At 57.3% G+C, this 24465-nt stretch carries 24 protein-coding genes; 16 read left to right on the forward strand and 8 right to left on the reverse strand.

The genetic code is table 11. From position 1 onward, the window contains the following. Nucleotides 1-4 precede the first annotated feature (4 nt). From AC2FJF_RS01340 to AC2FJF_RS01355, 4 genes are all read left to right on the forward strand, one after another. A complete protein-coding gene (locus tag AC2FJF_RS01340; RefSeq protein ID WP_496722249.1) occupies nucleotides 5-949 on the forward strand; it encodes a hypothetical protein in 945 nt (314 codons plus the stop codon). Next, nucleotides 946-2961: a hypothetical protein gene (locus tag AC2FJF_RS01345; RefSeq protein ID WP_496722251.1), complete on the forward strand. Its 2016-nt coding sequence runs from the start codon at nucleotides 946-948 to the stop codon at nucleotides 2959-2961. Before AC2FJF_RS01340 ends, AC2FJF_RS01345 begins: the two co-directional genes overlap by 4 nt. A gap of 109 nt (nucleotides 2962-3070) precedes the next feature. Then, nucleotides 3071-4069, forward strand: coding sequence for a glycosyltransferase family 2 protein (locus AC2FJF_RS01350; protein ID WP_496722253.1), 999 nt, complete (start codon nucleotides 3071-3073; stop codon nucleotides 4067-4069). A gap of 31 nt (nucleotides 4070-4100) precedes the next feature. Continuing rightward, nucleotides 4101-5084, forward strand: a complete 984-nt coding sequence (locus AC2FJF_RS01355) for a hypothetical protein (RefSeq protein WP_496722255.1) — start codon at nucleotides 4101-4103, stop codon at nucleotides 5082-5084. Nucleotides 5085-5087: 3 nt separating this feature from the next. On the opposite strand, the gene AC2FJF_RS01360 is transcribed toward AC2FJF_RS01355, so the two are convergent. After that, the gene (locus AC2FJF_RS01360) at nucleotides 5088-5393 is read right to left on the reverse strand and encodes a DUF6476 family protein (protein ID WP_496722258.1); all 306 of its coding nucleotides are present in this window, start codon (nucleotides 5391-5393) and stop codon (nucleotides 5088-5090) included. Between AC2FJF_RS01360 and AC2FJF_RS01365 the strand changes: the two genes are divergently transcribed. Together AC2FJF_RS01365 and rpoH are read left to right on the forward strand one after the other, a co-directional pair. After that, nucleotides 5392-6426, forward strand: a complete 1035-nt coding sequence (locus AC2FJF_RS01365; protein WP_496722260.1) for an RluA family pseudouridine synthase — start codon at nucleotides 5392-5394, stop codon at nucleotides 6424-6426. The genes AC2FJF_RS01360 and AC2FJF_RS01365 overlap by 2 nt on opposite strands. 146 nt (nucleotides 6427-6572) lie before the next feature. Next, on the forward strand, nucleotides 6573-7469 hold the full coding sequence (gene rpoH, locus AC2FJF_RS01370; RefSeq protein ID WP_496722263.1) for an RNA polymerase sigma factor RpoH: 897 nt from the start codon (nucleotides 6573-6575) through the stop codon (nucleotides 7467-7469). 41 nt (nucleotides 7470-7510) lie between these two features. Here the strand turns inward: rpoH and AC2FJF_RS01375 are convergent, their stop codons facing one another. Then, the gene (locus AC2FJF_RS01375) at nucleotides 7511-8581 is read right to left on the reverse strand and encodes a fasciclin domain-containing protein (protein WP_496722265.1); all 1071 of its coding nucleotides are present in this window, start codon (nucleotides 8579-8581) and stop codon (nucleotides 7511-7513) included. 224 nt (nucleotides 8582-8805) lie between these two features. On the opposite strand from AC2FJF_RS01375, the gene AC2FJF_RS01380 reads away from it, so the two are divergent. The 3 genes from AC2FJF_RS01380 to AC2FJF_RS01390 are packed head-to-tail and all read left to right on the forward strand — an operon-like array spanning nucleotide 8806 to nucleotide 11009. After that, on the forward strand, nucleotides 8806-9780 hold the full coding sequence (locus AC2FJF_RS01380) for a Gfo/Idh/MocA family protein (protein ID WP_496722267.1): 975 nt from the start codon (nucleotides 8806-8808) through the stop codon (nucleotides 9778-9780). Between the two features lie 58 nt (nucleotides 9781-9838). Next, nucleotides 9839-10108: a DksA/TraR family C4-type zinc finger protein gene (locus AC2FJF_RS01385; RefSeq protein ID WP_472723549.1), complete on the forward strand. Its 270-nt coding sequence runs from the start codon at nucleotides 9839-9841 to the stop codon at nucleotides 10106-10108. 13 nt (nucleotides 10109-10121) lie between these two features. Then, entirely contained in the window at nucleotides 10122-11009 is an 888-nt protein-coding gene (locus AC2FJF_RS01390) for a DMT family transporter (protein WP_496722269.1), read from the forward strand. Here the strand turns inward: AC2FJF_RS01390 and AC2FJF_RS01395 are convergent, their stop codons facing one another. The 3 genes from AC2FJF_RS01395 to AC2FJF_RS01405 all read right to left on the reverse strand — a co-directional run bounded on the left by AC2FJF_RS01395 (nucleotide 11010) and on the right by AC2FJF_RS01405 (nucleotide 14172). Continuing rightward, the gene (locus AC2FJF_RS01395; RefSeq protein WP_496722271.1) at nucleotides 11010-12830 is read right to left on the reverse strand and encodes a M3 family oligoendopeptidase; all 1821 of its coding nucleotides are present in this window, start codon (nucleotides 12828-12830) and stop codon (nucleotides 11010-11012) included. 74 nt (nucleotides 12831-12904) lie between these two features. After that, nucleotides 12905-13882, reverse strand: a complete 978-nt coding sequence (locus tag AC2FJF_RS01400) for an alpha/beta fold hydrolase (RefSeq protein WP_496722273.1) — start codon at nucleotides 13880-13882, stop codon at nucleotides 12905-12907. Further along, complete coding sequence (locus tag AC2FJF_RS01405; RefSeq protein ID WP_058273875.1) at nucleotides 13882-14172, reverse strand: SCP2 sterol-binding domain-containing protein; 291 nt, start codon at nucleotides 14170-14172, stop codon at nucleotides 13882-13884. The genes AC2FJF_RS01400 and AC2FJF_RS01405 overlap by 1 nt, the downstream gene beginning before the upstream one ends. A 69-nt stretch (nucleotides 14173-14241) precedes the next feature. On the opposite strand from AC2FJF_RS01405, the gene AC2FJF_RS01410 reads away from it, so the two are divergent. From AC2FJF_RS01410 to AC2FJF_RS01435, 6 genes are all read left to right on the forward strand, one after another. Further along, nucleotides 14242-14811, forward strand: a complete 570-nt coding sequence (locus AC2FJF_RS01410) for a tetratricopeptide repeat protein (protein ID WP_233494683.1) — start codon at nucleotides 14242-14244, stop codon at nucleotides 14809-14811. Nucleotides 14812-14833: 22 nt separating this feature from the next. Beyond that, nucleotides 14834-17665, forward strand: coding sequence for a helicase-related protein (locus AC2FJF_RS01415; protein WP_496722275.1), 2832 nt, complete (start codon nucleotides 14834-14836; stop codon nucleotides 17663-17665). Between the two features lie 6 nt (nucleotides 17666-17671). Continuing rightward, a complete protein-coding gene (locus tag AC2FJF_RS01420) occupies nucleotides 17672-18037 on the forward strand; it encodes an RNA-binding S4 domain-containing protein (protein ID WP_496722277.1) in 366 nt (121 codons plus the stop codon). Between the two features lie 66 nt (nucleotides 18038-18103). Next, nucleotides 18104-18442 (forward strand): ferredoxin FdxA, encoded by a 339-nt coding sequence (gene fdxA / locus AC2FJF_RS01425; RefSeq protein ID WP_058273871.1) that lies wholly within the window; start codon nucleotides 18104-18106, stop codon nucleotides 18440-18442. A gap of 285 nt (nucleotides 18443-18727) precedes the next feature. Continuing rightward, the gene (locus AC2FJF_RS01430; protein WP_496722279.1) at nucleotides 18728-19246 is read left to right on the forward strand and encodes a CarD family transcriptional regulator; all 519 of its coding nucleotides are present in this window, start codon (nucleotides 18728-18730) and stop codon (nucleotides 19244-19246) included. 116 nt (nucleotides 19247-19362) lie between these two features. Further along, entirely contained in the window at nucleotides 19363-20130 is a 768-nt protein-coding gene (locus AC2FJF_RS01435) for a potassium channel family protein (protein ID WP_496722282.1), read from the forward strand. Here the strand turns inward: AC2FJF_RS01435 and cobS are convergent. Beyond that, complete coding sequence (cobS, locus tag AC2FJF_RS01440; RefSeq protein WP_496722284.1) at nucleotides 20127-20891, reverse strand: adenosylcobinamide-GDP ribazoletransferase; 765 nt, start codon at nucleotides 20889-20891, stop codon at nucleotides 20127-20129. The two genes, AC2FJF_RS01435 and cobS, sit on opposite strands and share 4 nt — an antisense overlap. A 79-nt stretch (nucleotides 20892-20970) precedes the next feature. Between cobS and cobT the strand changes: the two genes are divergently transcribed. Then, nucleotides 20971-21984 (forward strand): nicotinate-nucleotide--dimethylbenzimidazole phosphoribosyltransferase, encoded by a 1014-nt coding sequence (gene cobT / locus AC2FJF_RS01445; protein WP_496722286.1) that lies wholly within the window; start codon nucleotides 20971-20973, stop codon nucleotides 21982-21984. Between the two features lie 28 nt (nucleotides 21985-22012). On the opposite strand, the gene AC2FJF_RS01450 is transcribed toward cobT, so the two are convergent. Further along, nucleotides 22013-23893 (reverse strand): monovalent cation:proton antiporter-2 (CPA2) family protein, encoded by a 1881-nt coding sequence (locus tag AC2FJF_RS01450; RefSeq protein ID WP_496722288.1) that lies wholly within the window; start codon nucleotides 23891-23893, stop codon nucleotides 22013-22015. A 19-nt stretch (nucleotides 23894-23912) separates the two neighbouring features. Next, nucleotides 23913-24368 (reverse strand): Lrp/AsnC family transcriptional regulator, encoded by a 456-nt coding sequence (locus AC2FJF_RS01455; RefSeq protein WP_496722290.1) that lies wholly within the window; start codon nucleotides 24366-24368, stop codon nucleotides 23913-23915. Nucleotides 24369-24465 lie beyond the last annotated feature (97 nt).

A 24465-nucleotide genomic window follows, 5' to 3' on the forward strand; every position in this document is an offset into this window, starting at 1 on the left:
CATTATGGCCGAAGACCTATCGAAAGAGCAGCTGAAACCGGAACACCCTGATCGCAAGACAGGGTATGAGCGTATCCTGACAGATCCCGCTCCGCCTTGGTTTGTCGAGCTGTACCCCGGCGGCGACGGCACTGGCTTCTTTCAAAAGCTGGAACGCCACTCGATCCTGTTCCATCAGCGCTACCCAAAGCGTCTGGTAGTCAGCTTCGACAATATCGCCAACGCCAATGACCTGTCCTTCGCGCGCGAGCCGTGGGGCTGGAAATTCTTTCGGGACGAAGGGTGGTCCCACATGGGCGTCTTCGCGCGCACCAAGGCATGGTATCGCGACCCCGAGATCATTTCCTATTTTGAAAACAAGGTCGCCGAGGGGTTCTTTGACCGGTTCGATCAGGTGGTTTTCGCAGGCGCGTCTATGGGCGGCTTTGGGGCTTTGACCTTTTCAGCGCATGTGCCCGGTGCGCATGTGATCGCGTTCAACCCTCAGACAACGCTGGATGAACGGCTGGTGCCTTGGGAAACCCGCTATCGGTTCGGCCGCGTGCAGGACTGGGACCTGCCGATGAGCGATGCGGCCCAAACTGTTCAGTCGGCTGGTAAGGCTTACGTCTTTTACGACCCTTTCTTTGATCTGGACCGGCAGCAAGTTCAGCGTCTGCGGGGCGACAACGTGATGTTGCTCAAGACCTGGTTTTCAAACCATTTTGCGGCGCCCATGTTGCGCAAGCTTGATATCCTCAAGCCCGTGATGCTGGGGGCGATGGACGGCTCACTGGACACGGTCGGGTATTACAAGATGATGCGCGCCCGACGTCGCCTGCCTATGTATATTCGGGGGATTGAGGCCATCGGCGCCGAGCGGCACCCTGACTTGGCGGCAAAAGCCCGGCAGCGGTTCCGCCGACTGCGCCGGCAGGCCATGGCCGAGAAGGAAAGGGACGCCTCGTGAGCGCCGCCAAAGGTGTGTTTGTCGGTCAGCGCAAGGACCGCATGGGCGCGCGGTTGCTGATGATGCTGACTTGCATCCGGCTGGCCGAAGATTTCGGCACGACCTACCGGGTGAATTGGTTCCCGCAGGGCGCGGACGCGCCCGAGCTTGACCACCCACAAGAGTTGTTCGCGCAGGACTGGATGGATGAACATTTCCTTACTCCTAAGGAGTTCGGAGCTCTTTCGCAGAATGCCTTGCCGATCTGGTCCTTCCAAAGCGACACCTCGCCCGACCGCCTGATTGCGCATCTCAACGCCGGACGGTCGGTGCTGGTAGAGGAAGGTTTCGAGGTGCTGGCCTTTCCTTGGGAAGACGTCGAGGCCATCCGCCCGCGATATCGTGACTTCATTCACCGGGTCGGGTTCACCGAAGAAATACGCGAAGTCATGGATTGTGCGGATGCCAAGCTGTCAGGTCAGGGTGTATCGGCCTATCACATCCGCCGCGGCGATATCCTGAACGGGTTGCCGTGGAAGCACACGACATGGCCTGCAAAGATTGAACCCGAAGAATTGTATGAAGCGCATCTGGAGAAGAACGCCGACAAAACGGCCATCATGTTCTCAGATCAGCCGGAACTAATTGCCCGGTTTCAGTCAAAGTTCCCAAAGTTGATGCAAATGTCTGACGTTGCAGATATGTCAGGAATGACACGCGCAAAACGGGATTTTCTGGAACTCTACACGATGTCGCGCGCGGAGCAGGTAATCGCACCGTTTATTTCAGCGTTCTCGATGGCCGCCGCACGGATATCAGGACAACAACGCAAAGTTTTCCGTGAGGTTTTGACCGAGGAGGAGCTGGCGGCCTCAAATGAGAAAATGATTGAACGGCTTCGCGACGGGCCGGAAGAGTTTCTGAATCTGTCTGAAGCCGCCCACATTTTTGGGAAGGCGTCCTTTGTCCTTCATGGATTGGGTTCAGGGGATCGTGCCGAAGAAGCAAAAGAGCTGGCGGCACCTTTGATTAAAGCTGGTGCTGACAACGCCTTTTTACCTTTGCTTCAGGCCATCAACTACTTCTATCTCAAGCAGTGGCCGGCAGCGCTCGAACTTGCAGACCAAGCCTTGTCCAGCCCCCATTTGTGGCCGGAAGATCATGCTGTCGCAACTGCATTGCGGGCATCCATTTTGGGTGGGCTACGAAAACGCTGGATGGCGGCGCAAACCTTCGGTCGGGCGTTTTGGGCGAAACCGATGCGGCCGGATGTCATCGTGTTTGGTTCCAGATTGGTCTACCGTGACCAGATATCTCACCGGGCGATGCCACCGCTGGATTGGGTAACGCTGAAAAGCGTTCGGCGCCCCTGGTTTAATTACAATTCGCATATCGCGCAGCGGAAAGTGTTGGTTCGGCTGCCCTGCAATTTTGATTTGCTCCTGCTGGATTGGAGTGTGTTGTCGCTGGACCAAAAGGCCAAACGCTTTGCGACAAATGCCACCCGTATTTCGATGTTGATGGATGGTCTACACAATGCGACGCTTTTGCCCGAAGATGTCAGGCTGTCGACAAACTCACCGGGTTTTCAAAGCACGCAGTCTATGCTCCAGTGGCTTCTGAGTGAAAAACCCACGCATGACGTGGTGGATATTGCCCGACGAGTCGTTAAACTCGTGCCTGAACAACCTTTGTTTCACAAGCGTCTTGCTGACCTCTACGAGGCGGACGGAGATTATGTGCAGGGTCGTTTGGCTATGGCGGATGCTCTTGCATGCGACCCGGATAATCCGTTTCTGATTTTTGCCATGGGTCAATTCCTTGAAAGGACAGACGCGGTTGAACAGGGACAAAACCAGATTGTTCAGGCTGCCGAATTAGATGACAATACTGCCGCAATTCAGGGCGCAGCCGGTCAGTTGCTGCTAAAACGTGGAGAAAAAGCCAAGGCGCGGAAATACCTGTCCCGGGCACATGAACTTTGCCCCAAGCTCAAGCGGTTTTCAAACCAACTAAAACGGGCGGGCGGGTAAATTGCGCGGATTTCCCCTTGGTAGTTCTGCCAATCCAACGTAATTTGCGGACAAATTTCGAATGATCCCGATGAGTTCCGGGCAAAAACAACGAATAAGGCAGTCTCACATGGCCGATCAGGACCCTCGATATATCAGTATCACTCCGATGAAGAACGAAGGACCGTTTGTGTTGGAGTGGGTGGCCCATAATCGTGCAATCGGGATCGACCAGATGGTCGTGATGACCAATGACTGCACCGACGGTACCGATGCCCTGCTGCAACGGTTGCATGACATGGGTGTTCTGATCCATGCGGACAACAACTCGCGCCGCAAGACCAGCCCACAAAAGCGCGCCTATAATACGTTTCTTAAGATGGAGATCGCGCGACCACAGGATTGGGTCGTGGTGATCGACGCAGATGAACATATCAACGTCAAAACCGGGGATAATACGCTGCGGGCTTTGACCGATGCCATCCCGGATGCCAAAACGATCTCAATGACCTGGCGATTGTTTGGGAATGCAGGTGTCGTACGGTACGAAGACCGCTTTTTGTCAGACCAGTTCCGGCAGGCCGCTCCGGAAAAGATATATCGGCCACCGCAGGCATGGGGTTTCAAAACAATTTTCAAGCGTGAGATCTGGGATGGCTTGGGCGTTCATCGTCCTAAAAAGCCGACAGTCGAAACCATTGAAGAGTGCCATTGGTACAACGGGTCGGGTCAGTTGATGCCTGAACGATACTATGACAGAAGCTGGCGATCCGCCCGTGACTCGGTCGGCTATGAGTTCGTGCAGGTTAATCACTATGCGCTGAAATCCTGCGAAAGCTATCTGGTCAAAAAGATGCGCGGTCGTGCCCACCATCTGGGGGAAAGCCTTGGCCTGGAATACTGGAACATGATGAACCAGAACGCCGAGACGAATACCTCGATCGATGTGGTTTTGGATCGCAAGCGTGGTTTTTATTACGAAATGCTCTCTGACCCAGAGGTTGCGCGCTTGCACCATGCGTCCTGCGATCTGCACCGCCAGCAGATCGGACAATTGCGCGACCTGCCAGAGATGCAGGACCTCATGCAGCAGATGACCGCAGGTTTCACGGCCAGCCAGCAGGCATGACGCAGCACAGTTCGGGGACAGGAGCTAGGTAATGCTTTGGCTGCACATGGGAATGCCCAAAACTGGCACGACCGCCTTGCAGGGATTTCTGCGCCGGAAACATTTGGTCATGAACGAGATCGGCCTGCATTATATGGAAACCGGCCGGCGCCGGCTGGATGGCGGCACACGTCTGGCGATAAGTCACAACATCGTCGCCTTTCACATCAACCAGAGCGCTGATCCGATGGATCCGTTTCGGTCTGCTATGACCACTGAGTACGATGTGCATGCGGATCAGACCTGTGTTGTTTCGTCCGAGATGTTCTATTCCTGCAATCTGAACCGGCTGGCCGAGGTTTTTGCTGATATCCCCTCGCGTGCATTGACGATCACCTACTATTGCCGCCGGTATTCCGATTTCTTCGAGGCGGATTACAAACAGCGGGCCAAGGCAGGGCGGTTGTCCAACGGCGGCACTGAATACATCCGCCAGCAACTTGATCTTATCCGCAACCACCCGGAACGGTTGAGCTTTTCTGCCAAAATCGCCGAAATCCGGACCGCCTTTCCCGGCGTCACCGTTGCTCCGCTTTTGTATGAACGCTCGGGCATGGTGCGGGGCAACGTCGTTGATGATTTCCTGTCGCGGATCGGTACGCCATTGGCCGAGGAGGTTTCAGCAGGAGCCGTGTCTAACCCGTCGCAATCCCGCGCGGCGAGCGAAGCTTTTGGTGTCATCTCCCGTGCAATGGGGCGTAAGAAAAGTCGCCAGTTACGCCGAATTTTTGTCGATGATCCTGTCATGGTGCGCCGGAATGATGTTCTGGAACCCGATGAGCGCGCTTGGCTGGACGAATTCCTGGCCAAGCAGGATACCGCCTTTCAGCAAGAGTTCTTTCCCGACCGGCCCGAACTGTTCACCCCGACAAAGCTAAGCGATGAGGACAAGACGTTCCGTCGGGATACGCCCGAAGAGTATGAAGCTTTGCGTAAAGCTTCTGAGATCGTGTTCCGGATGGCCTTGGACAGCTGATCGCTATTCCTGCACGACGATTTCCTGGCGCTGTTTTCCGGTCGTCTTGTCAAAAATCAGGATGCGGTTGTCATCGGTCACGACCGCGTACCAGTTGCTGCCGATCGTTACGGCCTGTGCTTTGGCACCATCCGGCAGTTCAATTTGATCGGGCAGGGTAGGGGTTCTGTCCGATAGTCGGATGACAATCAGTGCGAATGTCACTAGAACCCCGCCAATCATCACCGCGGTCAGCAGCATGACCATGCGCCGCAGCAAGCGAAGCTGTGGTGTTTCCTGCGGTTCTTGGGGTTCGGAAGGGACAGTCATGGGCACCCGCCAGATTGAGTTTCAGATCGCGGCCGATCCGCCGCCACGTCTTGATAAGGCGCTTTCACGGGATGTACCAGCGGATGAAAACCTGTCGCGTACCCGTTTGACCCGTCTGATCGAGAACGGTGAGGTGACAATCGACGGTGTCGAAATCCGGGACCCAAAGGCCAAGGTGACCGAAGGCGCCTCGGTGTCGATCTCCATCGCCGAAGCCGAAGAAAGCCACATAGGTCCCGAAGATATCCCACTGAACGTCGTCTATGAGGACACGGACCTGGTCGTCATCAACAAACCGGCAGGCATGGTCGTTCACCCTGCGCCGGGCTCGCCCAACGGAACACTGGTCAATGCCTTGCTGCATCATTGCGGTAAGGATCTGTCGGGCGTTGGGGGCGTCAAACGCCCCGGCATCGTGCATCGCATCGATAAAGAGACCAGCGGCTTGCTGGTGGTCGCCAAGTCAGACGCGGCCCATCACGGGCTGGCGGCGCAGTTCGAGGCGCATAGCGTCGAACGCTATTACCGCGCGATTTGCTACGGCGTGCCGGATGCGAATGACCCACGTTTGCGCGGCATCAAGGGTGTCAGCTTTGAACCGGGTAATATCATGCGGCTGACCACGCAATTGGCGCGGCACAAAAACGACAGGCAGAAACAAGCGGTTCTTTTCCACGGTGGTCGGCATGCGGTCACTCGGGCGCGGTTGGTCGAGACATTTGGCAACCCGGCAGGCATCGCGCTGATTGAATGTTGGTTGGAAACCGGCCGGACGCACCAGATCCGTGTCCATATGGCCCATGCCGGGCATGGGCTGGTTGGCGATCCAGTGTATGGGGGTAAACGCAAGCTTGCGGCGAAAGCCTTCAATCCGGCCGCTGCCGAGGCTGTGCGCAGTTTTGCGCGACAGGCGCTACATGCCGCAGTTTTAGGCTTTGAGCACCCTGTGACAGGCGAAAACCTTCGGTTTGAGGCCGATTTGCCAAAAGATATGGAAATTCTGATTGAACAATTGCGCGCGCCGCTGACATAATACGCAAACATACGTGAGTAACGCGTTCTTAGCTTTCCTTTATCAATCGTTAATTTCAAACTGTTAACGGTACCTCTTGAATGGATTGGGGCTTATTCCCATATCCCATGTTAACGAAGTAAACATTTGTCGGAGGGACATGAATCATGGCAAATTACGCAAATCTCCCCGCGCCGACGCCCGAGGGCGGCCTGAACCGCTATATGCAGGAAATTCGCAAATTTCCGCTGCTTGAGCCGGAAGAAGAGTACATGCTCGCCAAGCGTTGGGTCGAAGAGCAAGACACTGAAGCTGCACATAAAATGGTCACGTCACACCTGCGATTGGCGGCCAAGATCGCTATGGGTTATCGCGGCTATGGCCTGCCACAGGCCGAAGTGATTTCCGAGGCCAATGTGGGCCTGATGCAGGCGGTCAAAAAGTTTGATCCGGAAAAAGGTTTCCGTCTGGCGACCTATGCGATGTGGTGGATTCGTGCCTCGATCCAGGAATACGTTCTTCGGTCGTGGTCGATGGTCAAGCTGGGCACCACGTCGGCACAGAAAAAGCTGTTCTTTAACCTGCGCAAGGCCAAAGCCCGTATTGGTGCGCTGGAAGAAGGCGACCTGCGTCCTGAGAACGTCAAAAAGATCGCCGAAGATCTGGGCGTGACCGAAGCTGAAGTCATCAGCATGAACCGCCGGATGTCTGGTGGTGATGCCTCGCTGAACGCGACCGTTGGGTCCGAGGGCGAAGGCACCATGCAATGGCAGGACTGGCTTGAGGACGAAGATGCCGACCAGGCGGGCGACTATGAAGCCCGCGACGAGCTTGATGCCCGCCGCGAGCTTCTGGCGGCTGCGCTGGATGTCCTGAATGACCGGGAAAAGGACATCCTGACTCAGCGCCGTCTGATGGATCAGCCCGTCACGCTGGAAGAGCTCAGCACGCAGTACAATGTCAGCCGCGAGCGCATTCGTCAGATCGAGGTTCGTGCCTTCGAGAAGCTGCAGAAAAAGATGCGCGAACTGGCCCGTGAAAAGGGCATGCTGGGTACTGTCTGACCCAATTGGTTCAGCCCGCCATAACGGCGGGCTGATTTTCTTTAGACGAAGATAAAGCTGTCTTCGGTCAGATGTCCGGCCCCAACGCCCGCCAGGACAATACTGTCCCCGTCACCTAGATCGATCGTGGTCTGGAAGAAACCACCCGAGATATCATCCTCGATATCCTCGAACCCGGCGATGCCTTCGTAGCCGGACAAGTCAATTTTGTCCTTTCCGACCCGGAAGTCGACGATCCAGTCATCGCCGTCTCCGTTTTCAATGACAAACATGTCTTTTCCACGCCCACCGAACAGGATGTCATCGTCGGCTCCACCATCGATCACATCGGCCCCTCTGCCGCCGAATATCGTATCTTCGCCTTCGTCACCACGCAGAATGTCTTTGCCGCGACCGCCAATGATCACATCGTTTCCAGCGCCGCCCAACGCGACGTCGTTTCCTCTGCCGGTATTGATGACATCGTTCCCGCCACCACCATGAACAAAGTCCTGACCACGCCCGGTAAAGTAGAAGTCGTCCGAGTCGTCTCCGAGGATGAAATCGGTGTTTTTCTGACCCAGAATGTCCGTCACCGATACGGGCAGAAGGACACCGTTTAGGGCGTGAATTATCCCGTTTGTGGCATCAATATCGGTTTGGATGATACCCGGATCGGCGATGCCGTCATCCGCATCGCCCAGACTTGGTGGGGCGCTTTGAAGGTTCAATTCAACCGACGAACCCTGCAACGTTTCGATCTGTGCGCCGTCGCCCAAGCCGGCGACCGCAGCCAGGTCGAATTCCCCGTTGACCACGTGGTATTTCAGCACCTCTGTCAGCAGGGGGATGGGATCCCCTCCGCCCAACAGGGTCAGCGCCTTGACGATGTGCCCCAACGCGCCTGCTTCGTCCGAACCCGCATAGCCCAGAGCCTGGGCAAGTCCGATAAAGGCGGCGTCGGTTGGGGCGAATACCGTAAGGCTGGCCTCGGGGTCATCCAGTGCACCAGCAAGGCCAGCGGCAACAACGGCCTCGCGCAGGATGTCAAAATCTCCGTTGTTGTCATCGAACGAGCCGACGGCTCCGCTCATCAACACGGTTCCGGTAATTGTCTCTGTCGGTGTTGGCATGTCTGGCAATCTCCCACCCAGTTGGTCACAACATCAATCCCGGGTGCTGTGAGCGGACAATGCCGACTACCCGGTGACATAGTTGCTACGGCGCAGACAATGAAGCGGATCAAGAAATTCTCATGTTTGCGTGCGTTAATGGGCGGAAAACACCACGAAACCCCTGACTTTAAAGCGATTCCCTGATAGAGACGGCACAAGCTAACAAAGGATGAGGCGGGGGTATGCAGCAACCTGTTCAATGGGGCGTTCTTGGCGCCGCGAAATTCGCACGACAGTTCATGGCGCCGGCAATTCACGCGGCGGACGGGGCCCGGTTGGCAGGTCTTGCCACGTCGGACGCAGCCAAGGCTGAGCCGTTCCAGCAGTACTGCCCTGATCTGACGGTTTATGGCAGCTATGATGCCCTTTTGGCCGATCCCAAGATCGACGCGGTCTATATCCCGCTGCCCAACCACCTGCATGTCGAATGGAGCCTCAAGGCGTTGGACGCCGGTAAGCATGTTCTGTGTGAAAAGCCCATGGCCATGTCCGCGCCCGAGTTTGATGCGCTGATCGAAAAGAGGGATCAGACCGGTTTGCTGGCGGCCGAAGCGTACATGATCGTGCACCACCCGCAGTGGCAATTCGTACGACAACTGATCGCGGATGGGGCGATCGGAAAGCTTGTGCATGTGACCGGGGCGTTCAGCTTTGATAATCGGGCGGACACCGGCAACATCCGAAACCGGGCCGAAACCGGCGGCGGTGGGCTGCGCGATATCGGTGTCTACGTGATTGGCAGCGCCCGCTTCGCCACCGGACAGGAACCGGTATCGGTGCAATCGGCAATCCGCTGGGAAGACGGCATTGATGCCTTCACCGAAATACGCGCGCAATTCCCCGATTTCACCTATTCCAGCTATGTCTCGATCCGGATGCACCCGCATCAAGAGATGGTGTTTCATGGCGAGGGTGGTGTGATCCGCCTGACCGCGCCGTTCAACGCGCGGGTCTTTGGAGAGGCGCGGGTGGAACTGCACCGCCCAGGATTGGAGGTTCAGGTCACGCGCTTCCCCGGCGACGATCACTACAAGCTTCAGGTCGAGGCATTTTGCCAGTCAGTCCGCGACGGGGCTGATTACCCATGCCCGTTGGAATTCTCGCGCGGAACGCAGGCAATGATTGACAGGGTGTTTGAGGGCGCGGTCGCCCTCTGACTTGCCACGCAGCGCTCGGCTGGACTAATCTGGCTGTCACCTGATCAGGAGGGAGACCATGGCAGGCGGTTGGGCGCGTGATGGCGCGGTGAGCGAACAGATTGAAGCGTCCATTACGGACGAACTGGCCCGGATGCAGGCGCAAAAGCGGCCTGTCGGGGAAAGCCTGACCCATTGCGCCGAATGTGAAGAGCCGATTCCAGAAAAGCGACGGATCGCCATTCCCGGTGTTAAACTTTGCCTGGATTGCCAACAGGATCGGGACAGCTCATTCCAGGCGCGTGGCGGAATCAATCGGCGCGGTTCTAAAGACAGTCAGTTGAAGTAGGCGGGGCACAAGGATGCCCGACACCAAAGAGAAGCAGCCACTCTTGCAAAACGGGCTGGTTCTTGGGTTTCTTGCGGCTTTCCTGTGGGGCACGCACAGCGTCATAGTCCGCTACCTGACCAGCGATCTGGGAGGGCTGCAAATTGCGGTAACGCGCCTGTTCATCGCAGCTATCGCTATTTATTGCATGCTGCGCGTGATGCGGGTCGCTGTTTCGATCCGGTTGAATGACTGGAATTTTCGGCTGGCCGTTCTGTCCACCGTGGTCAACTACATCCTGTTCCATATCGGGCTTGAACATACCGGTGCAGCCAATGCCATGGTTCTTGAGAACACGGCGCCATTCTTTGTGCTGATCTTCTTGTATTTCTTTGCGGACACGCCCGTTACGCGCACAGACATACTTGCCACGGGGTTGGCGATTTTCGGCGTCTTCCTAACGGTTTATCAGGATTTCCAAGGCGGTGGAGAGCCCCTGTTCGGGGACTTGCTTGAAATTGGCGCAGGGCTAAGCTGGGCGGTTTTCCTAATCTCAAGCAGCCGGGCGATGCGAAATTCTGAAACGACCGGAGAACGTCTGAACTTCCTATTTGGGATATTCTTGTGCTCGGGTGTGCTATTGGTCCCGCTGGCCGCATTTTCACTGCAAATACCAACAGCCAACGATGCCGTGTTCCTGATTTTGTTGGGGGTGCTGCCGACCGCTTTGGCCTACTACCTCTGGTACGAGGCCGCCGCGCGGGTCTCGACGTTGACTGCGACCTTGATGTTCGCCGCATCCGTGGTGTTTACGTTCATCAACTCAGCCCTGTTTCTGGGGGCCGCAATCACGCCGGTCGCGGCCCTAGGGGCTGTGTTGATTGTGGTCGCCATTTTCCTGACGACCAAAAGCCAGAAGTGACTAGTTTTCCATCGCTTCCAGCTCGTCGATAAAGCCGGAAATCATCGACAGACCCTTGTCCCAGAATTTGGGATCGCTTGCATCCAATCCGAACGGTGCCAGCAGTTCCTTGTGGTGTTTGGACCCACCAGCGCGCAACATTTCGAAATACTTGTCTTCGAACCCGTCCGCACCGCTTTCGTAGACCGAGTATAGCGCGTTCACCAAACCGTCACCGAACGCATAAGCGTAGACGTAGAACGGTGAATGGACGAAGTGCGGGATATAGGCCCAGAAGGTCTCGTACCCATCCATGAATTCAAATGCGGGCCCAAGGCTTTCGGCCTGTACGCTCATCCACAAAGCGTTGATGTCATCCGGGGTCAGCTCACCCTCGCGGCGGGCCGCATGCAGCTTGCATTCAAAGTCGTAAAAGGCGATCTGACGTACGACCGTGTTAATCATATCCTCGACCTTGCCGGCCAGCAGCACCTTGCGCTGTTCCGGAGTTTCGGCCTTGTCCAACATCTTGCGGAAAGTCAGCATTTCACCAAAGACCGACGCCGTTTCAGCCAGCGTCAGTGGGGTAGAAGACAGCATCTCGCCCTGATCGGCCGCCAGAACCTGGTGGACGCCGTGCCCCAACTCATGCGCCAGTGTCATCACGTCGCGCGGTTTGCCCAGATAGTTGAGCATCACATATGGATGAACCTCGGTGACGGTCGGATGCGCAAACGCGCCCGGAGCTTTACCGGGCTTCACGGCCGCGTCGATCCAGCCTTTCGAGAAGAAGGGCGCTGCAATCTCACCCATGCGAGGATCAAAGGCATTGTAGGCATCCATCACCGTCTTTTCCGCTTCATCCCAATCAACGATGCGGGTGTCTTCCATCGGCAGCGGAGCGTTACGATCCCAGACCTGCATGACATCCAGACCCAGCCATTTGCGTTTCAGCTCATAATAGCGATGGCTGAGCTTAGGGTAGGCGGCCACGACCGCCTCGCGCAGGGCTTCGACCACTTCGGGTTCCACGTCATTAGACAGGTGACGACCGGTCTGAGCGGTCGGCATGTTGCGCCAGCGGTCGACAATTTCCTTTTCCTTGGCCTGCGTGTTGTGGACGCGGGCAAAGGTCTTGATGTTGTCCTGAAACACATTGGCCAACTCGCGCGAGGCGGCTTCGCGTTTGGCGCGATCCTGTTCCGTCAGCAGGTTCAGGGTGCCTTCGATATTCAGCTCTTCGCCATCAACTGTGAAGGTCAGGCCAGCAATGGTCTCGTCGAACAACCGCTCCCACGCGTCGCCAACAACGCCGAGGTCGTGCAGGAATTTCTCAAGCTCGTCAGATAGTTGGTAGGGTTTCATCGCGCGGATTCGGCGGAAGACCGGCTCGTACCGCGCCAGATCGGCATTCACATCGAAATTCGCCTTCAGGACATCATCGTCGATGCGGTTGATCTCAAGCGTGAAGAACACCAGCGGGGTGGTGAAGATGGTGATCTTTTCCTGCATGTCGGACAGGAACTTGGCACGCTCGGCATCTGTGGTCAGCTGATAGTAGCGCAGGCCGGCAAACGACATGATGCGCCCGGCGATTGAATTGATCTTCTCATTGCGCTCGACGCAGGTCAGCAGACCCGCAGCATCCAGATCAGCCAGCTTACCCTCGTAGTCTTCGGCAAACGAGGCGCATTCCTTTTCCAACCAGTCCAGATCGCGGGACAGTTCGGGCGCGTCCTCTGAGGTGTAGAGATCGGTCAGATCCCATTCCGGCAGGTTGCCCAGATTGCCGGCACCTCCGGCAGCATTTGCGTCTCGGACAGGAAAGGGAAGGTCGCGCATGGATCACCTCGATAATAGCTTTCGCCAACATCTAGGCGCGCGAAGCAGGGATCACAAGCGGTGCGTGATCGGACTTAGGAAGACAGAACCGGTTCCGGCACCGCGTCAGTTTGCGTGGCTTTGAAATGAGCGGCCAATTGGTCAAAGACCGGCCCGCGCACATCGGGCGCCTCCATCAGAACTTCGTGTTCGCCATCTGGGATTTCGACCAGAGTACCACTGGGCCAGTTCGCCATGCGGGCGCGGATAGCCTTGCGGTCGACAATCTGTTCATGGCTGCCCAGAAAGGTCAGGCATGGCGTATCCGGAGCGGCCTGGTCCATCAACCAGGCGCATTCATCCAAGGCTTCGCGCAGCCAGATGGTCGAAGGCGCACCAAGCGCCAGTTCGGGCTGTGCAGCCAGTTGGTCCTTCATCATCTGGAACATGTCCGGATCGCGGGTCAGTACATTCCCCTCGAACGGTTGGGAGGCCACATAGCTTTCCAAGGACGTCGTCGGTGGGGTTCTTTCCCCCAATCCTATCCGTGGTCCCCAATAGGCGGTCAGACGGCTGAGCGGTTTCATGATCGGGGTAAAGAAAATGCCCCACATCGGTCCGGTAAAGGCACAGGCGGCAAAGCAGTTCTTTTCCAAAGCCGCGCGCATACCAATAGCCCCGCCCATGGAATGTCCGATCACGAACCAAGGCTTTGGCAGGTTCAGTTCGGTTGCCAGGTCCAGCGTGGCCTGAACGTCCTGTTGATAGTCCGTGAACTGCTCGACATGCCCGACGCGCGGGTCATCCAGTAACCGGTCGGCCAGGCCCTGACCGCGCCAGTCGACAGCCAGAAACGCAAAGCCGCGATCCGTAAACTCGGCCGCGCAATTGCCGTATTTTTCGATATATTCGGTGCGGCCGGGAAACATCATCACCGTGCCGCAGGTATCGCTTTCGGGCAGCCAGTGGCCCACCCGAATGCGTGTGTTGTCCGCTGTGTTCAGCCAATGAGCCTGACCACCGGCGGGGACGCCGGCCATGTCTGCAAAGAAAGGGGCCGGCGACAGGTCCATCAGGCCAGTGCCGATGCCAGTTGCATGGCAACGCCCATGTCACCATCCACGGTCAGCTTGCCTGACATGAACGCGCCGGTGGGGTTCAACTCACCGCTGAGTATTTGTTCGAACGTGTCCGCATCGGCGTTCATGGTGACGTCTGTTTCTTCGTCACTGACGCGCGCGCCGCTTGCGTCCAGAACGATTGAGCCCAGATCTGCTATGGCAAATTTTGCCGACGCGGTAAAATCGCCGCCCGACAGTTTTTCGTTCAATGCGGCTGCCGCTTTTTCCAGAGTGTCGCTCATGATTCTCCTCACTATGTTTGTGCGCCGGGAATGGACATCCGCGGGCGCAGCGCTACACTGAACGTTGTTATGAGCATTGCAAGCACCAATCTCAAAGGTATCGTCGCGGCAACAGCGCTTCTAGTCACGTTTTCCATCCCTTCTTTCGCCCAAACGGCGGATTCCAAGGATGAGGAACAACTATTGCTGCAACTGTCCGAGGCAACCCCCGAGCAGGCGATGAACATAGATCGTCAGCTCAAGGCGCTGTGGGCACAGTCTGGCTCGGCCTCGGCGGATCTGTTGCTTGAGCGCGGGCGCGAGGCGCTGGAGGACGGCGACTCGCTGGCCGCGATCCAGCATCTGACTGCGCTGACTGATCACGCGCCGCAATTCGCCGAAGCCTGGCACGTGCGGGCATCGGCCTTTTTCGGGATCGAACGTTTCGGTATGGCTGCGGCTGATCTGGAATACGCCCTGACGCTGAACCCGAACAACTACGAGGCTATCTACGGATTGGGACTGATTTTTGAGATCGTCGATCGACCCGACAAAGCGCTGGACGCTTATGAGCGTGCTTTAGCTATACATCCCCACCATGAAGAAGTAACCAATGCCGTGAATCGACTGAAGCCCCGGGTCGAGGGCTCGGCCCTCTAACAAGCTGGGGCAGGGGGCAAAGGTGAGCGGGTCATCCCGAATCGTGGCCGTACTGGGCCCGACCAACACAGGCAAAACCCATTACGCTATTGAGCGGATGCTGGGGCATCGGACAGGTGTGATCGGCCTGCCGCTGCGTCTGCTGGCGCGCGAGGTCTATGACAAGATCGTCGCGATCCGCGGACCGTCGGTCGTTGCCCTTGTAACGGGTGAAGAGCGGATCGTTCCGCCGCGTGCTAAGTATTGGGTCTGTACTGTTGAGGCGATGCCTGAAGGCATGGGCGCAGATTTCGTAGCCATCGACGAAATCCAGCTGTGTGCAGATCCCGAGCGTGGTCATGTTTTCACCGACCGTCTGCTGCGGTCGCGCGGAACGAAAGAGACGCTATTTTTGGGCTCTGACACACTGCGCGGACCGATTGCGGCGCTGGTGCCCGAAGTGCAGTTCATTCGCCGTGAACGAATGTCTCAGTTGGTTTATTCCGGCTCGAAAAAGATAAGCCGCATGCCCGCACGTAGTGCCATTGTCGGGTTTTCGATCGATAACGTCTACGCCATTGCCGAGCTGCTGCGCCGCCAAAAGGGCGGTGCCGCCGTCGTTATGGGCGCGCTCAGCCCGCGCACACGGAATGCGCAGGTCGAGCTGTATCAGAACGGTGAGGTGGACTACCTCGTTGCAACTGACGCCATTGGGATGGGTTTGAATCTTGATGTGAACCACGTGGCGTTTTCGTCGCTGACCAAATTCGACGGTCGCAGGATGCGCCATCTGGCCCCCAATGAACTTGCCCAGATCGCAGGGCGGGCAGGGCGCGGGATGTCTGATGGTACATTTGGCGTGACGGGTGAGGCCCCTCCGCTGGACGACGGCGTTGCGCAGGCGATCATGGACAGCCGGTTCACGCCGATGAAAAAGCTGAATTGGCGAAATGCCGCTTTGCGGTTTGGCTCGGTTGAGGCCCTTATCGACTCGTTGGAAGTCAGCCCGGACAGCGAACATCTGATCAAAGCCCGACCCGCAGACGACCTGAACGCTCTGAAATCGCTTTCTCAGGAGGCCGAGGTCATCGCCCGCGCCAGCGATGGGCCGTCCGTCCGATTGCTGTGGGATGTGTGTCGAATCCCCGATTTTCGCGGTATCAGCCACGCAGAGCACGCCAGCCTGCTCGAAGTGATCTACGGGCACCTGCATGAACGCGGCACTATCCCTGACGAGTTCATGGCGCGGCAAATCCGCCGCATCGACAAAACAGAAGGGGATATTGATGCACTGTCCAAAAGGTTGGCATATATTCGCACCTGGACATATGTTGCGCAACGAAACGGATGGGTGCGTGACGAATCACATTGGCGCGCGGAAACGCGCATTGTAGAAGACAGGCTGTCGGACGCTCTGCATGATCGTTTGACTCAGAGATTTGTGGACCGGCGCACGTCAGTGTTGTTGCGCCGGCTCAAACAGAAGGAGGCCCTTTTGGCCGAAGTAAATGACAAGGGTGAAGTGACCGTCGAAGGAGAATTCGTCGGTCGTCTGGAAGGGTTCCGGTTTACCCCGGACAAAGGCGCACAGGGAACCGAGGCGAAAGCTCTCAAATCGGCCTCTCTGCAAGCACTCGCACCGCAATTCCATCTGCGTGCAGACCGCTTCTACAACGCGCCCGATACCGAAATTGATTTTACCGATCAGGGTGGCCTGATGTGGGGCGAGTATGCTGTTGGCAAGTTGGTTGCCGGGGCAGAGCCTCTCAAGCCGATGGTCGAGGTTTTTGTGGATGAGGCCGCAGGCCCGGATGTCGAACAGAAAGTGCAGCGCCGTCTGCAACATTTCATCGACCGAAAGGTTGCCGCCCTGTTCGAGCCGCTTCTGAACCTGTCGCGCGACGAAGAACTGTCAGGTCTGGCCAAAGGGTTCGCCTTCCGCATGGTTGAAGGGCTGGGCGTTCTGCCCCGCGCAGGTGTCGCGCAAGAGGTCAAAGATCTGGATCAGGACGCCCGTGGTGCCCTGCGCAAGCACGGCATCCGGTTTGGTCAGTTTACAATATTCATGCCGCTTCTGCTGAAACCCGCGCCTACGCGTCTGCGTCTGGTTCTTTGGGCGCTGGCTGGTGGATTGCAGGAATTCCCTGACGCGCCGCCTCCGGGTCTGGTCACTGTTCCGGTCGCCATTGGTGCGCCCGAGGGCTACGATACCATGTGCGGTTACCGCGATGCCGGCGAGCGTTCGATCCGTATCGACATGCTGGAACGTCTGGCAGACATGCTGCGTGCCGAAGACAGCCGGGGTGGTTTCGAGGCCAAGCCCGATATGCTGTCGATCACCGGCATGACGCTTGAGCAGTTCGCGGATCTGATGCAAGGGCTGGGCTATAAGGCCGAGCGCGGTGAGCGTGAAAAGGTGAAAGCTGCACCGGTCGAGGCCGAAAAGCCTGCGACCAATGTGACGGAACAACCCGCCGCCGAAGAAACCCCAGCGCCCGAGGCAGAAGCCGAAGAGGTCGTTGCGACCGCCGAGGCGCCAGCCGAGGCCACCGAAAGCACCGAGGCGGTAGCCGAGGCTCCAGCAGCCGAACCCGCCTCAGATGAGACCGAAGTTGAAGTGTTCTACACTTTCACCTGGGGTCGCCAGCGTCCGGCCAACCGTGCTCCGCGTCGTGAACAGCGGCAAGGGCAGGGGCCGGGCAAAGGCAAACCGCGCGGCAAACCGCAGGATGGTCGCGGCAAACCGCAGGGCAAGAAGGGTGGCAAACCGCAAGGTGGCAAGACCTTCTCGTCCCGTCCACCCCGGAAGGAAAAGGCGATCGATCCCGATAACCCGTTTGCAGCAGCGCTTATGGGTTTGAAGGACGGCAACTGATCCGCGATGGCCGAGGCCAAGCTGCGGATCGACAAATGGTTGTGGCAGGCGCGGTTCTTCAAGACCCGCAGCCTGGCCGCCAAACAGGTCAGCGGCGGTCATGTCCGATTGAACGGAAACCGGGTTCTGAAGCCGGCACAGGCCATTGGGCCCGGTGACGTTCTGACCTTCCCCCAAGGCCGTATCGTGCGCGTATTACGCGTCGAAGCACTGGGGGAACGGCGTGGCCCGGCGTCCGAGGCACAAACGTTATACTTCGATATGACGGAAAAGAAGGACGTGCCTCCTAAGAATCCGGGATTTGAGGGAAAGGGTCGTCCAACAAAGAAAGATAGGCGCGCGCTTGATCTTTCTCGCCCCCGGGATGGTTGATCCTACCTTGAAGAGAAGACCAGACTGAATTAGCTAGACGCCCAAACCGAGAATGGGAATCCCACAATGACCTATGTCGTCACCGAAAACTGCATTGGCTGCAAATACACCGACTGCGTCGAAGTGTGTCCGGTGGATTGTTTTTACGAAGGTGAGAACACATTAGTCATTCACCCCGACGAATGCATCGACTGCGGTGTGTGTGAACCTGAATGCCCTGCGGACGCCATTCGTCCCGACACTGAGCCTGGAATGGAACAGTGGGTCGAGTTCAACCGAAAATTCTCGGAACAGTGGCCGGTTATCGTGACCAAGAAAGACCCCTTGCCTGAAGCGGAAGAGCGTGACGGCGAAGAGGGCAAAATGGAGAAGTATTTCTCCGAAGCACCCGGCGAAGGCGGTTAAGCGATTCGGTAACTGAACCGGGTGGTTTGAATAGCGGTCTTCTGCTGTATCGCTTTGAAAAGTCTGGGGTTTCTTCACCATTGTGGGAGCCGGACTTTCGGGCGTCGCAATTTTGTGATATACTCAGAAACTGAATGATGAATGAGATGGGGATGACTCCGTAAGTATGTACGCTTTGGAGTTCTGATTTTTTGACAAACTTACCGCCTGACTGGGCCAGATGTTGGCACGGTTTGGGGTCTTTTGTTGTCTCTGCCTCTCTCTCGTAACCAAGGATGAACCTGTATGTCTAAGTCGAAAAAGCTTGAGTTCCGCCCGAACGATTATGTTGTCTACCCCGCCCATGGTGTGGGCCAGATCATCTCGATCGAAGAGCAGGAAGTCGCGGGATACTCGCTCGAGCTGTTCGTCATTTCTTTTGAAAAAGACAAGATGACCCTGCGGGTGCCGACCAACAAGGTTACCGAATCCGGCTTGCGGTCCCTCAGCTCGCCTGACGTTATCAGCCAGGCGATGAGAACCCTGAAGGGTAAGGCCAAGGTGAAACGTGCGATGTGGTCGCGCCGGGCGCAGGAATATGAACAAAAGATCAATTCCGGTGATCTGATCTCGATCGCTGAGGTTGTGCGCGACCTGCACCGCACTGATGACCAGCGCGAACAGAGCTATTCTGAACGTCAGCTCTACGAAGCCGCGCTGGAACGTCTGACCCGCGAAGTCGCGGCTGTGTCCAGCGCAGGTGAAGTGTCGGCGGCCAAGCAGATTGATGAGGTTCTGACCTCGCGCGCGGCTGCGGCTGCCTGATCGCTTCTCCAGTCAAATTTCTGGCCGCTCCCGAAAGGGGGCGGCTTTTTCGCGTTGATGGCTTGGTGAAAGCTCAGTTTACGGCTAATTTTCCAGCAAGAAGAGGCGCGTAGACAGTGAACCTAAAACAGACAGTCAAATATCTATATATCGGCCACGACCCCATTTCCGTCTGGTTTCGCTATGGCTTGATTCTGTTTGACGCGATCACCATCGTTTTCTTTGTCGCCACGGCAAATGGCGAACACGGCACGGGATTCACCGTTGCCAGCCTGATCATCGGGTTCTTCATCGTGTTGGATTTTTCGGCGCGGATGTGGATTTCAAAGGATCGCTGGAAGCTGCTGCGCCAAGTCTACACGATGGCCGATATTGTTGTGATTGCCTCGCTGTTTCTTGATCTGTTTCTACCTTGGAATCTGGCGTTCCTGCGTATCTTACGAGCGCTGCGCCTGATCCATTCCTATCACCTGCTAAGGGATCTGCGACGGGACAGCGATTTTTTCCGGACGCACGAGGACGCAGTGATCGCGGCGATCAACCTGTTGGTGTTCGTGTTCGCCACGTCCACCGCTGTTCTGGTGTTCTTCATCCCAGAAAACAGCCCGCACGCTTATATCGATGCGCTTTACTTCACCATGGCAACCCTGACGACCACCGGGTTCGGAGACATCACGCTGGCGACCCCGGGGGGCAAACTGTTTTCGGTCTTCATCATGATCGTTGGCGTGGCGTTGTTTGTCCGGTTGGCACAGGCAATTTTCATGCCGCAGAAAGTGCGTCACAAATGCTCCAACTGTGGCCTCTACCGTCATGACCCTGACGCAGTTCACTGCAAACACTGCGGCGAAACCCTGAGGATCGAAACAGGCGGGACGACTTAGAGCGTTGCAACCAATGCCATAAGGAACGCGAGTTCTGCCAGTTGTTGCGAGGCACCCAGAACATCGCCCGTTTGCCCTTTGATTTTGGTCTTGGTGACGAGTGCCAAGATTACAACGATCAGCGCGGAAAATACCGTTGCCATCAGTGTGCTTGGTCCAATCAGCAGCAGCGATAAGATGACTGCAAGGCCAAAGCCTGTCGTCGCAGTCTCGGCCTTTGGGCCGCCGACCGAATGGCTCAACCCGCTGTTTCTGGCGTTGGGTAAAGCTGCCATGAGGATGGGCATGACTGCGCGTGAGACGATGCACGCCGCCAGAATACCCGCAAATGCGTTGGCCGACAGAAGCGCCGCGATCAGCGCGACGCGCAGCAGTTGGGTAAAGATCAGCGTCAGAACTCCGTAAGCACCGATATGGCTGTCCTTCATGATTTCCAGGCGGCGTTCGGTGGTGAACCCGCCCCAAAATCCGTCAACCGTGTCCGCAAGCCCGTCTTCATGCATCGCGCCAGTTGCGATCACCAGCACCGCCACAAGTATCACGGCGCTGGCGAACGCGGGCAGGCCGAATGCACCGGCCGCCCAACCGACGGTACAGGCCAACGCCCCAACGACCAGCCCCACCAGGGGAAAGGCCCAGGCCGCATTGGCCTGCCGCGCAAACAGATATTCCGGTAGGCGTGGCATCGGCAGACGCGTCAACAGGACCAGCGACAGCGGAAAATCCCACGCGGAAAACAGTTTGGTGTCGTTTTTGTTCACTCCCGCGCCTTTCGGGGTCTTGTTGGATCGGACGCTTCGGTTAAACACACAGGACCACTCTGATGCAACGAGGCTTTGGATGCTGCCGGAATTAAAAGACCTGAATACCCTTCGCGAGGCCCTGAGTAACGCTCCGGGACCGGATGGAAATGCGCTGCAAGGTGCTGCCGAGCGCAACGGACAATTGACCAAACCGCCCGGTGCTTTGGGTCGGCTCGAGGATTTGGCGATTTGGTATGCGGGCTGGCGCGGGGACGCCCGACCGCAGATCTCTGCCCCCCAAGTCATCGTGTTTGCGGGCAATCATGGCGTTACTGCGCAAGGTGTTTCCGCCTTTCCGCCAGAAGTAACCGTTCAAATGGTCATGAATTTTGAACATGGCGGCGCGGCGATTAACCAATTGGCCAAAGCCGCTGGTGCGACCATGAATGTGCACGCGCTGGATTTGGACCGACCCACGGCTGATTTTACCTCGGGCCCAGCTATGTCCGAGGGCGAACTGCTCGCGGCGTTGCGCATGGGTTGGACTGCCGTTGATCCAAGCGCCGACTTGCTGGTTGTCGGAGAGATGGGGATCGGCAACACCACACCTGCGGCTGCCATCGCCTGCGCCCTGTTCGGGGGGGAGGCGGCCGATTGGACCGGACGCGGCACAGGTGTTGATGATGCCGGTCTGGCCAACAAAACCCGTGTTGTGGCTGAAGGCGTCGCCTTGCATGCCGGTTCACGCGACGGGCTGGAAATCCTGCGCTGTCTGGGCGGGCGCGAAATCGCGGCTATGGCCGGGGCCATCGCCGCTGCGCGGGCGTTGCGCATTCCGGTCATTCTTGACGGCTTTATTTGTTCGGCGGCTGCAGCCTGTCTGGCAGGCGTGGCCGAAGGTGCCTTAGATCACACGGTCGCAGGCCACCAAAGCGCCGAAGGTGCCCACACAGCCGTATTGGCCAAATTGGGTAAAGAGCCGCTGTTGAGCCTTGGGTTGCGCCTGGGCGAAGCTTCTGGCGGAGCGCTGGCCATCAACATTCTCAAAAGTGCCGTCGCGTGCCATTCCGGAATGGCGACATTTGCCGAAGCAGGTGTTTCGGACGGTTGATCGAGCAGCCTGATCCGGCAAGACCGCGTCAGGCTGATTTCTTTGCGTGTTTCTCGGCCAGTTCCAACAGCTCGGTTTCCAGGTCTTTCTCAAGCTGCCGCGCCCGCTCGATGTACTTCTTGTTGTCAGCGGTTGGCATTCCGGGAATCCACAGCTCTGCCAGATCACGCACAGAGGCGCGGTCGTGGTGATAGAATGTCTGCTCGGCCTGCGCCGCCTCATATTCGCTCAGACCTACGTTTTCTAAAACATAGCGGCCGGCTCGCAGTGACCCGTCGAACATCTCGCGGACAATGTCATTCGCTCCGGCCTGATACAACTGGTAGACATGGGTACGATCACGTGCGCGGGCCACAATATGCAGATCCGGGCGTTGACGCCGGGCGAAGCCAACCAACCGCGTGACCTGCTTGGGGTCATCCATCGCAGCGACCAGAACAGAAGCTTTTTCAAGCCCGGCGGCACGCAACAGTTCTGGCCGCGTGGGGTCACCCAAAAACCCTTTGACGCCGAACCGGCGCATCAACTGGATTGTCTCGATATCGTGGTCCAGAACGACGGTTTTGAAGCCGCTGGCGCGAACAAGCCGGTTAACGATCTGACCAAAACGACCAATCCCGGCGATGATGACAGGGCCTTTCTCGTCGATTTCATCGGGTTCGACTTCCGCGGCGCCATCGCCCATACGGCGCGACATCAGATCATAGATGATGAACAACAGCGGGGTGATCAGCATTGTCAAGGCGATGATCATCAGCAGTTTTTGCGACAAATCCGGTGGGATGACGTTTTGCTGCGTTGAGAAAGCCAACAGCACAAAGCCGAATTCGCCTGCCTGCGCCAGACCCAATGTGAACAACCAGTGATCCCGACCACGCAACCGGAACGCGCGGCCAACCAGAAACAGGATGATGCCCTTTGCCAGTATGACCAGCAGTGCCAGACCAATCAGATCAAGCGGGTCGTTGAAAAAGTAGCCGACATCAATCCCGGCACCAACCGTGATGAAGAACAGGCCCAGGAACAGGCCTTTGAACGGCTCAAGGTCGCTTTCCATTTCGTGCCGGAATTCCGAGCTGGCCAGTACAACACCCGCCAGAAACGCGCCCAGAGCAGGGGAGAGCCCGACTAGTGTCATCAGGAAGGAAATGCCCACGACGATCATCAACGCTAGCGCCGTATACATTTCGCGCAACCGGGTTGCGTGGATGAAGCGGAACAGTGGGCGCGTCAGGTAGATACCGGCCAAAATGACAAAGGCAACCGCGCCGATGGTGACCAGCGTAACAGCCCAGCCAGGCAAACCTTCGACCAGTGACAAGCTGTGATGGCCCGCGTCATGGAGTGCGTCCGCGCCGCGATCGATAGATCCGTCGCTTTCGATATGAGGCATGGCAGGCAGCGCCAAAAGCGGCAGCATTGCCAGAATGGGAATGACGGCTATGTCCTGTGTCAACAGGACCGAAAACGTCGCTCGCCCGCCATTGGTCTGCATCAGCCCCTTTTCCGAGAGGGTCTGCAGCACAATAGCGGTTGAGGACAGTGATAAGGTCAACCCGACGGCCAGGGCGACCGACCAGGGGTGATTTGCATACATGGCCACTGCAGCGATGACTGCGGTGGAAAGCAACACCTGCAGGCCGCCTAAACCCAGAAGCCGGTCTCGCATGTCCCACAAAGCGCGCGGCTCAAGCTCTAGCCCGATCAGGAACAGCATCATGACCACACCGAATTCCGCTACATGCTGCAGGCTTTCGGTCTCGGCCCCCACAAGACCGAAGACAGGGCCGATGACGATGCCAGCGGCCAGATAACCCAGAACAGAACCCAACCCCAGACGTGCCGACAAGGGCACTGCAATCACGGCGGCAGCCAGATAGATCGAAGCCTGGTAAAGGAAATCGTCCATGTTTGTCCTCTCGGCCCGGTCAGGTGGGCAATGGCGCGTCGCGTTTAAGTTGGTCCATCACGATCTGGCTGTGCACCCGTGCCACTGCAGGATGCGGCAGTATCACCTGGTGAAGCAAGCGGTTGAGCGCGGAAAGATCGTCGCAATAGACGTGCAGCAGGTAATCTGCCTCTCCCGTCATCGTCCAGGCGCTGGTGATTTCTGGGCGGGTGTTGACCATGCGAGCAAAGCTCTCGGATTGTTCCGGGCCATGAGTGCCCAAGTGAACCTGTATGAAGCCTTGAACCTGCAAACCCAGCCTGAGTGGATCCAGCCGCGCGGCATACCCGGTGATATAGCCTTCGGCCTCAAGCCGCTGACGGCGACGTCCGGCCTGACTTGGTGACAGGTTCAGCATTTCACCCAATTGATGCGCGGTCAGATGTGCGTCCTTTTGCAAGGCAGACAGCAGGCGCGTATCGGTGGAATCCAGCATATGCGGATTTTCTCCATATTCTTTAAAGAATATGCGCAAATTGCGCATGCGACCATAGTTTACACGAAAACTATGCGCAGAAACAGCGCTTGGTAAG

It is taken from the genome of Ruegeria sp. CDSB013, from assembly GCF_059611165.1.

Excerpts from the sequence above, each read along its gene's own strand:
- AC2FJF_RS01360 (WP_496722258.1), bottom strand. The coding sequence starts at position 5,393 with ATGACTGTCCCTTCCGAACCCCAAGAACCGCAGGAAACACCACAGCTT.
- AC2FJF_RS01430 (WP_496722279.1), top strand. The coding sequence starts at position 18,728 with ATGTCTAAGTCGAAAAAGCTTGAGTTCCGCCCGAACGATTATGTTGTC.
- AC2FJF_RS01385 (WP_472723549.1), top strand. The coding sequence starts at position 9,839 with ATGGCAGGCGGTTGGGCGCGTGATGGCGCGGTGAGCGAACAGATTGAA.
- AC2FJF_RS01400 (WP_496722273.1), bottom strand. The coding sequence starts at position 13,882 with ATGGACCTGTCGCCGGCCCCTTTCTTTGCAGACATGGCCGGCGTCCCC.
- AC2FJF_RS01420 (WP_496722277.1), top strand. The coding sequence starts at position 17,672 with ATGGCCGAGGCCAAGCTGCGGATCGACAAATGGTTGTGGCAGGCGCGG.
- AC2FJF_RS01410 (WP_233494683.1), top strand. The coding sequence starts at position 14,242 with ATGAGCATTGCAAGCACCAATCTCAAAGGTATCGTCGCGGCAACAGCG.
- rpoH (WP_496722263.1), top strand. The coding sequence starts at position 6,573 with ATGGCAAATTACGCAAATCTCCCCGCGCCGACGCCCGAGGGCGGCCTG.
- AC2FJF_RS01380 (WP_496722267.1), top strand. The coding sequence starts at position 8,806 with ATGCAGCAACCTGTTCAATGGGGCGTTCTTGGCGCCGCGAAATTCGCA.
- cobT (WP_496722286.1), top strand. The coding sequence starts at position 20,971 with ATGCTGCCGGAATTAAAAGACCTGAATACCCTTCGCGAGGCCCTGAGT.
- AC2FJF_RS01355 (WP_496722255.1), top strand. The coding sequence starts at position 4,101 with ATGCTTTGGCTGCACATGGGAATGCCCAAAACTGGCACGACCGCCTTG.
- AC2FJF_RS01375 (WP_496722265.1), bottom strand. The coding sequence starts at position 8,581 with ATGCCAACACCGACAGAGACAATTACCGGAACCGTGTTGATGAGCGGA.
- AC2FJF_RS01455 (WP_496722290.1), bottom strand. The coding sequence starts at position 24,368 with ATGCTGGATTCCACCGATACGCGCCTGCTGTCTGCCTTGCAAAAGGAC.
- AC2FJF_RS01365 (WP_496722260.1), top strand. The coding sequence starts at position 5,392 with ATGGGCACCCGCCAGATTGAGTTTCAGATCGCGGCCGATCCGCCGCCA.
- AC2FJF_RS01405 (WP_058273875.1), bottom strand. The coding sequence starts at position 14,172 with ATGAGCGACACTCTGGAAAAAGCGGCAGCCGCATTGAACGAAAAACTG.
- AC2FJF_RS01340 (WP_496722249.1), top strand. The coding sequence starts at position 5 with ATGGCCGAAGACCTATCGAAAGAGCAGCTGAAACCGGAACACCCTGAT.
- AC2FJF_RS01350 (WP_496722253.1), top strand. The coding sequence starts at position 3,071 with ATGGCCGATCAGGACCCTCGATATATCAGTATCACTCCGATGAAGAAC.
- fdxA (WP_058273871.1), top strand. The coding sequence starts at position 18,104 with ATGACCTATGTCGTCACCGAAAACTGCATTGGCTGCAAATACACCGAC.
- AC2FJF_RS01390 (WP_496722269.1), top strand. The coding sequence starts at position 10,122 with ATGCCCGACACCAAAGAGAAGCAGCCACTCTTGCAAAACGGGCTGGTT.
- AC2FJF_RS01450 (WP_496722288.1), bottom strand. The coding sequence starts at position 23,893 with ATGGACGATTTCCTTTACCAGGCTTCGATCTATCTGGCTGCCGCCGTG.
- AC2FJF_RS01395 (WP_496722271.1), bottom strand. The coding sequence starts at position 12,830 with ATGCGCGACCTTCCCTTTCCTGTCCGAGACGCAAATGCTGCCGGAGGT.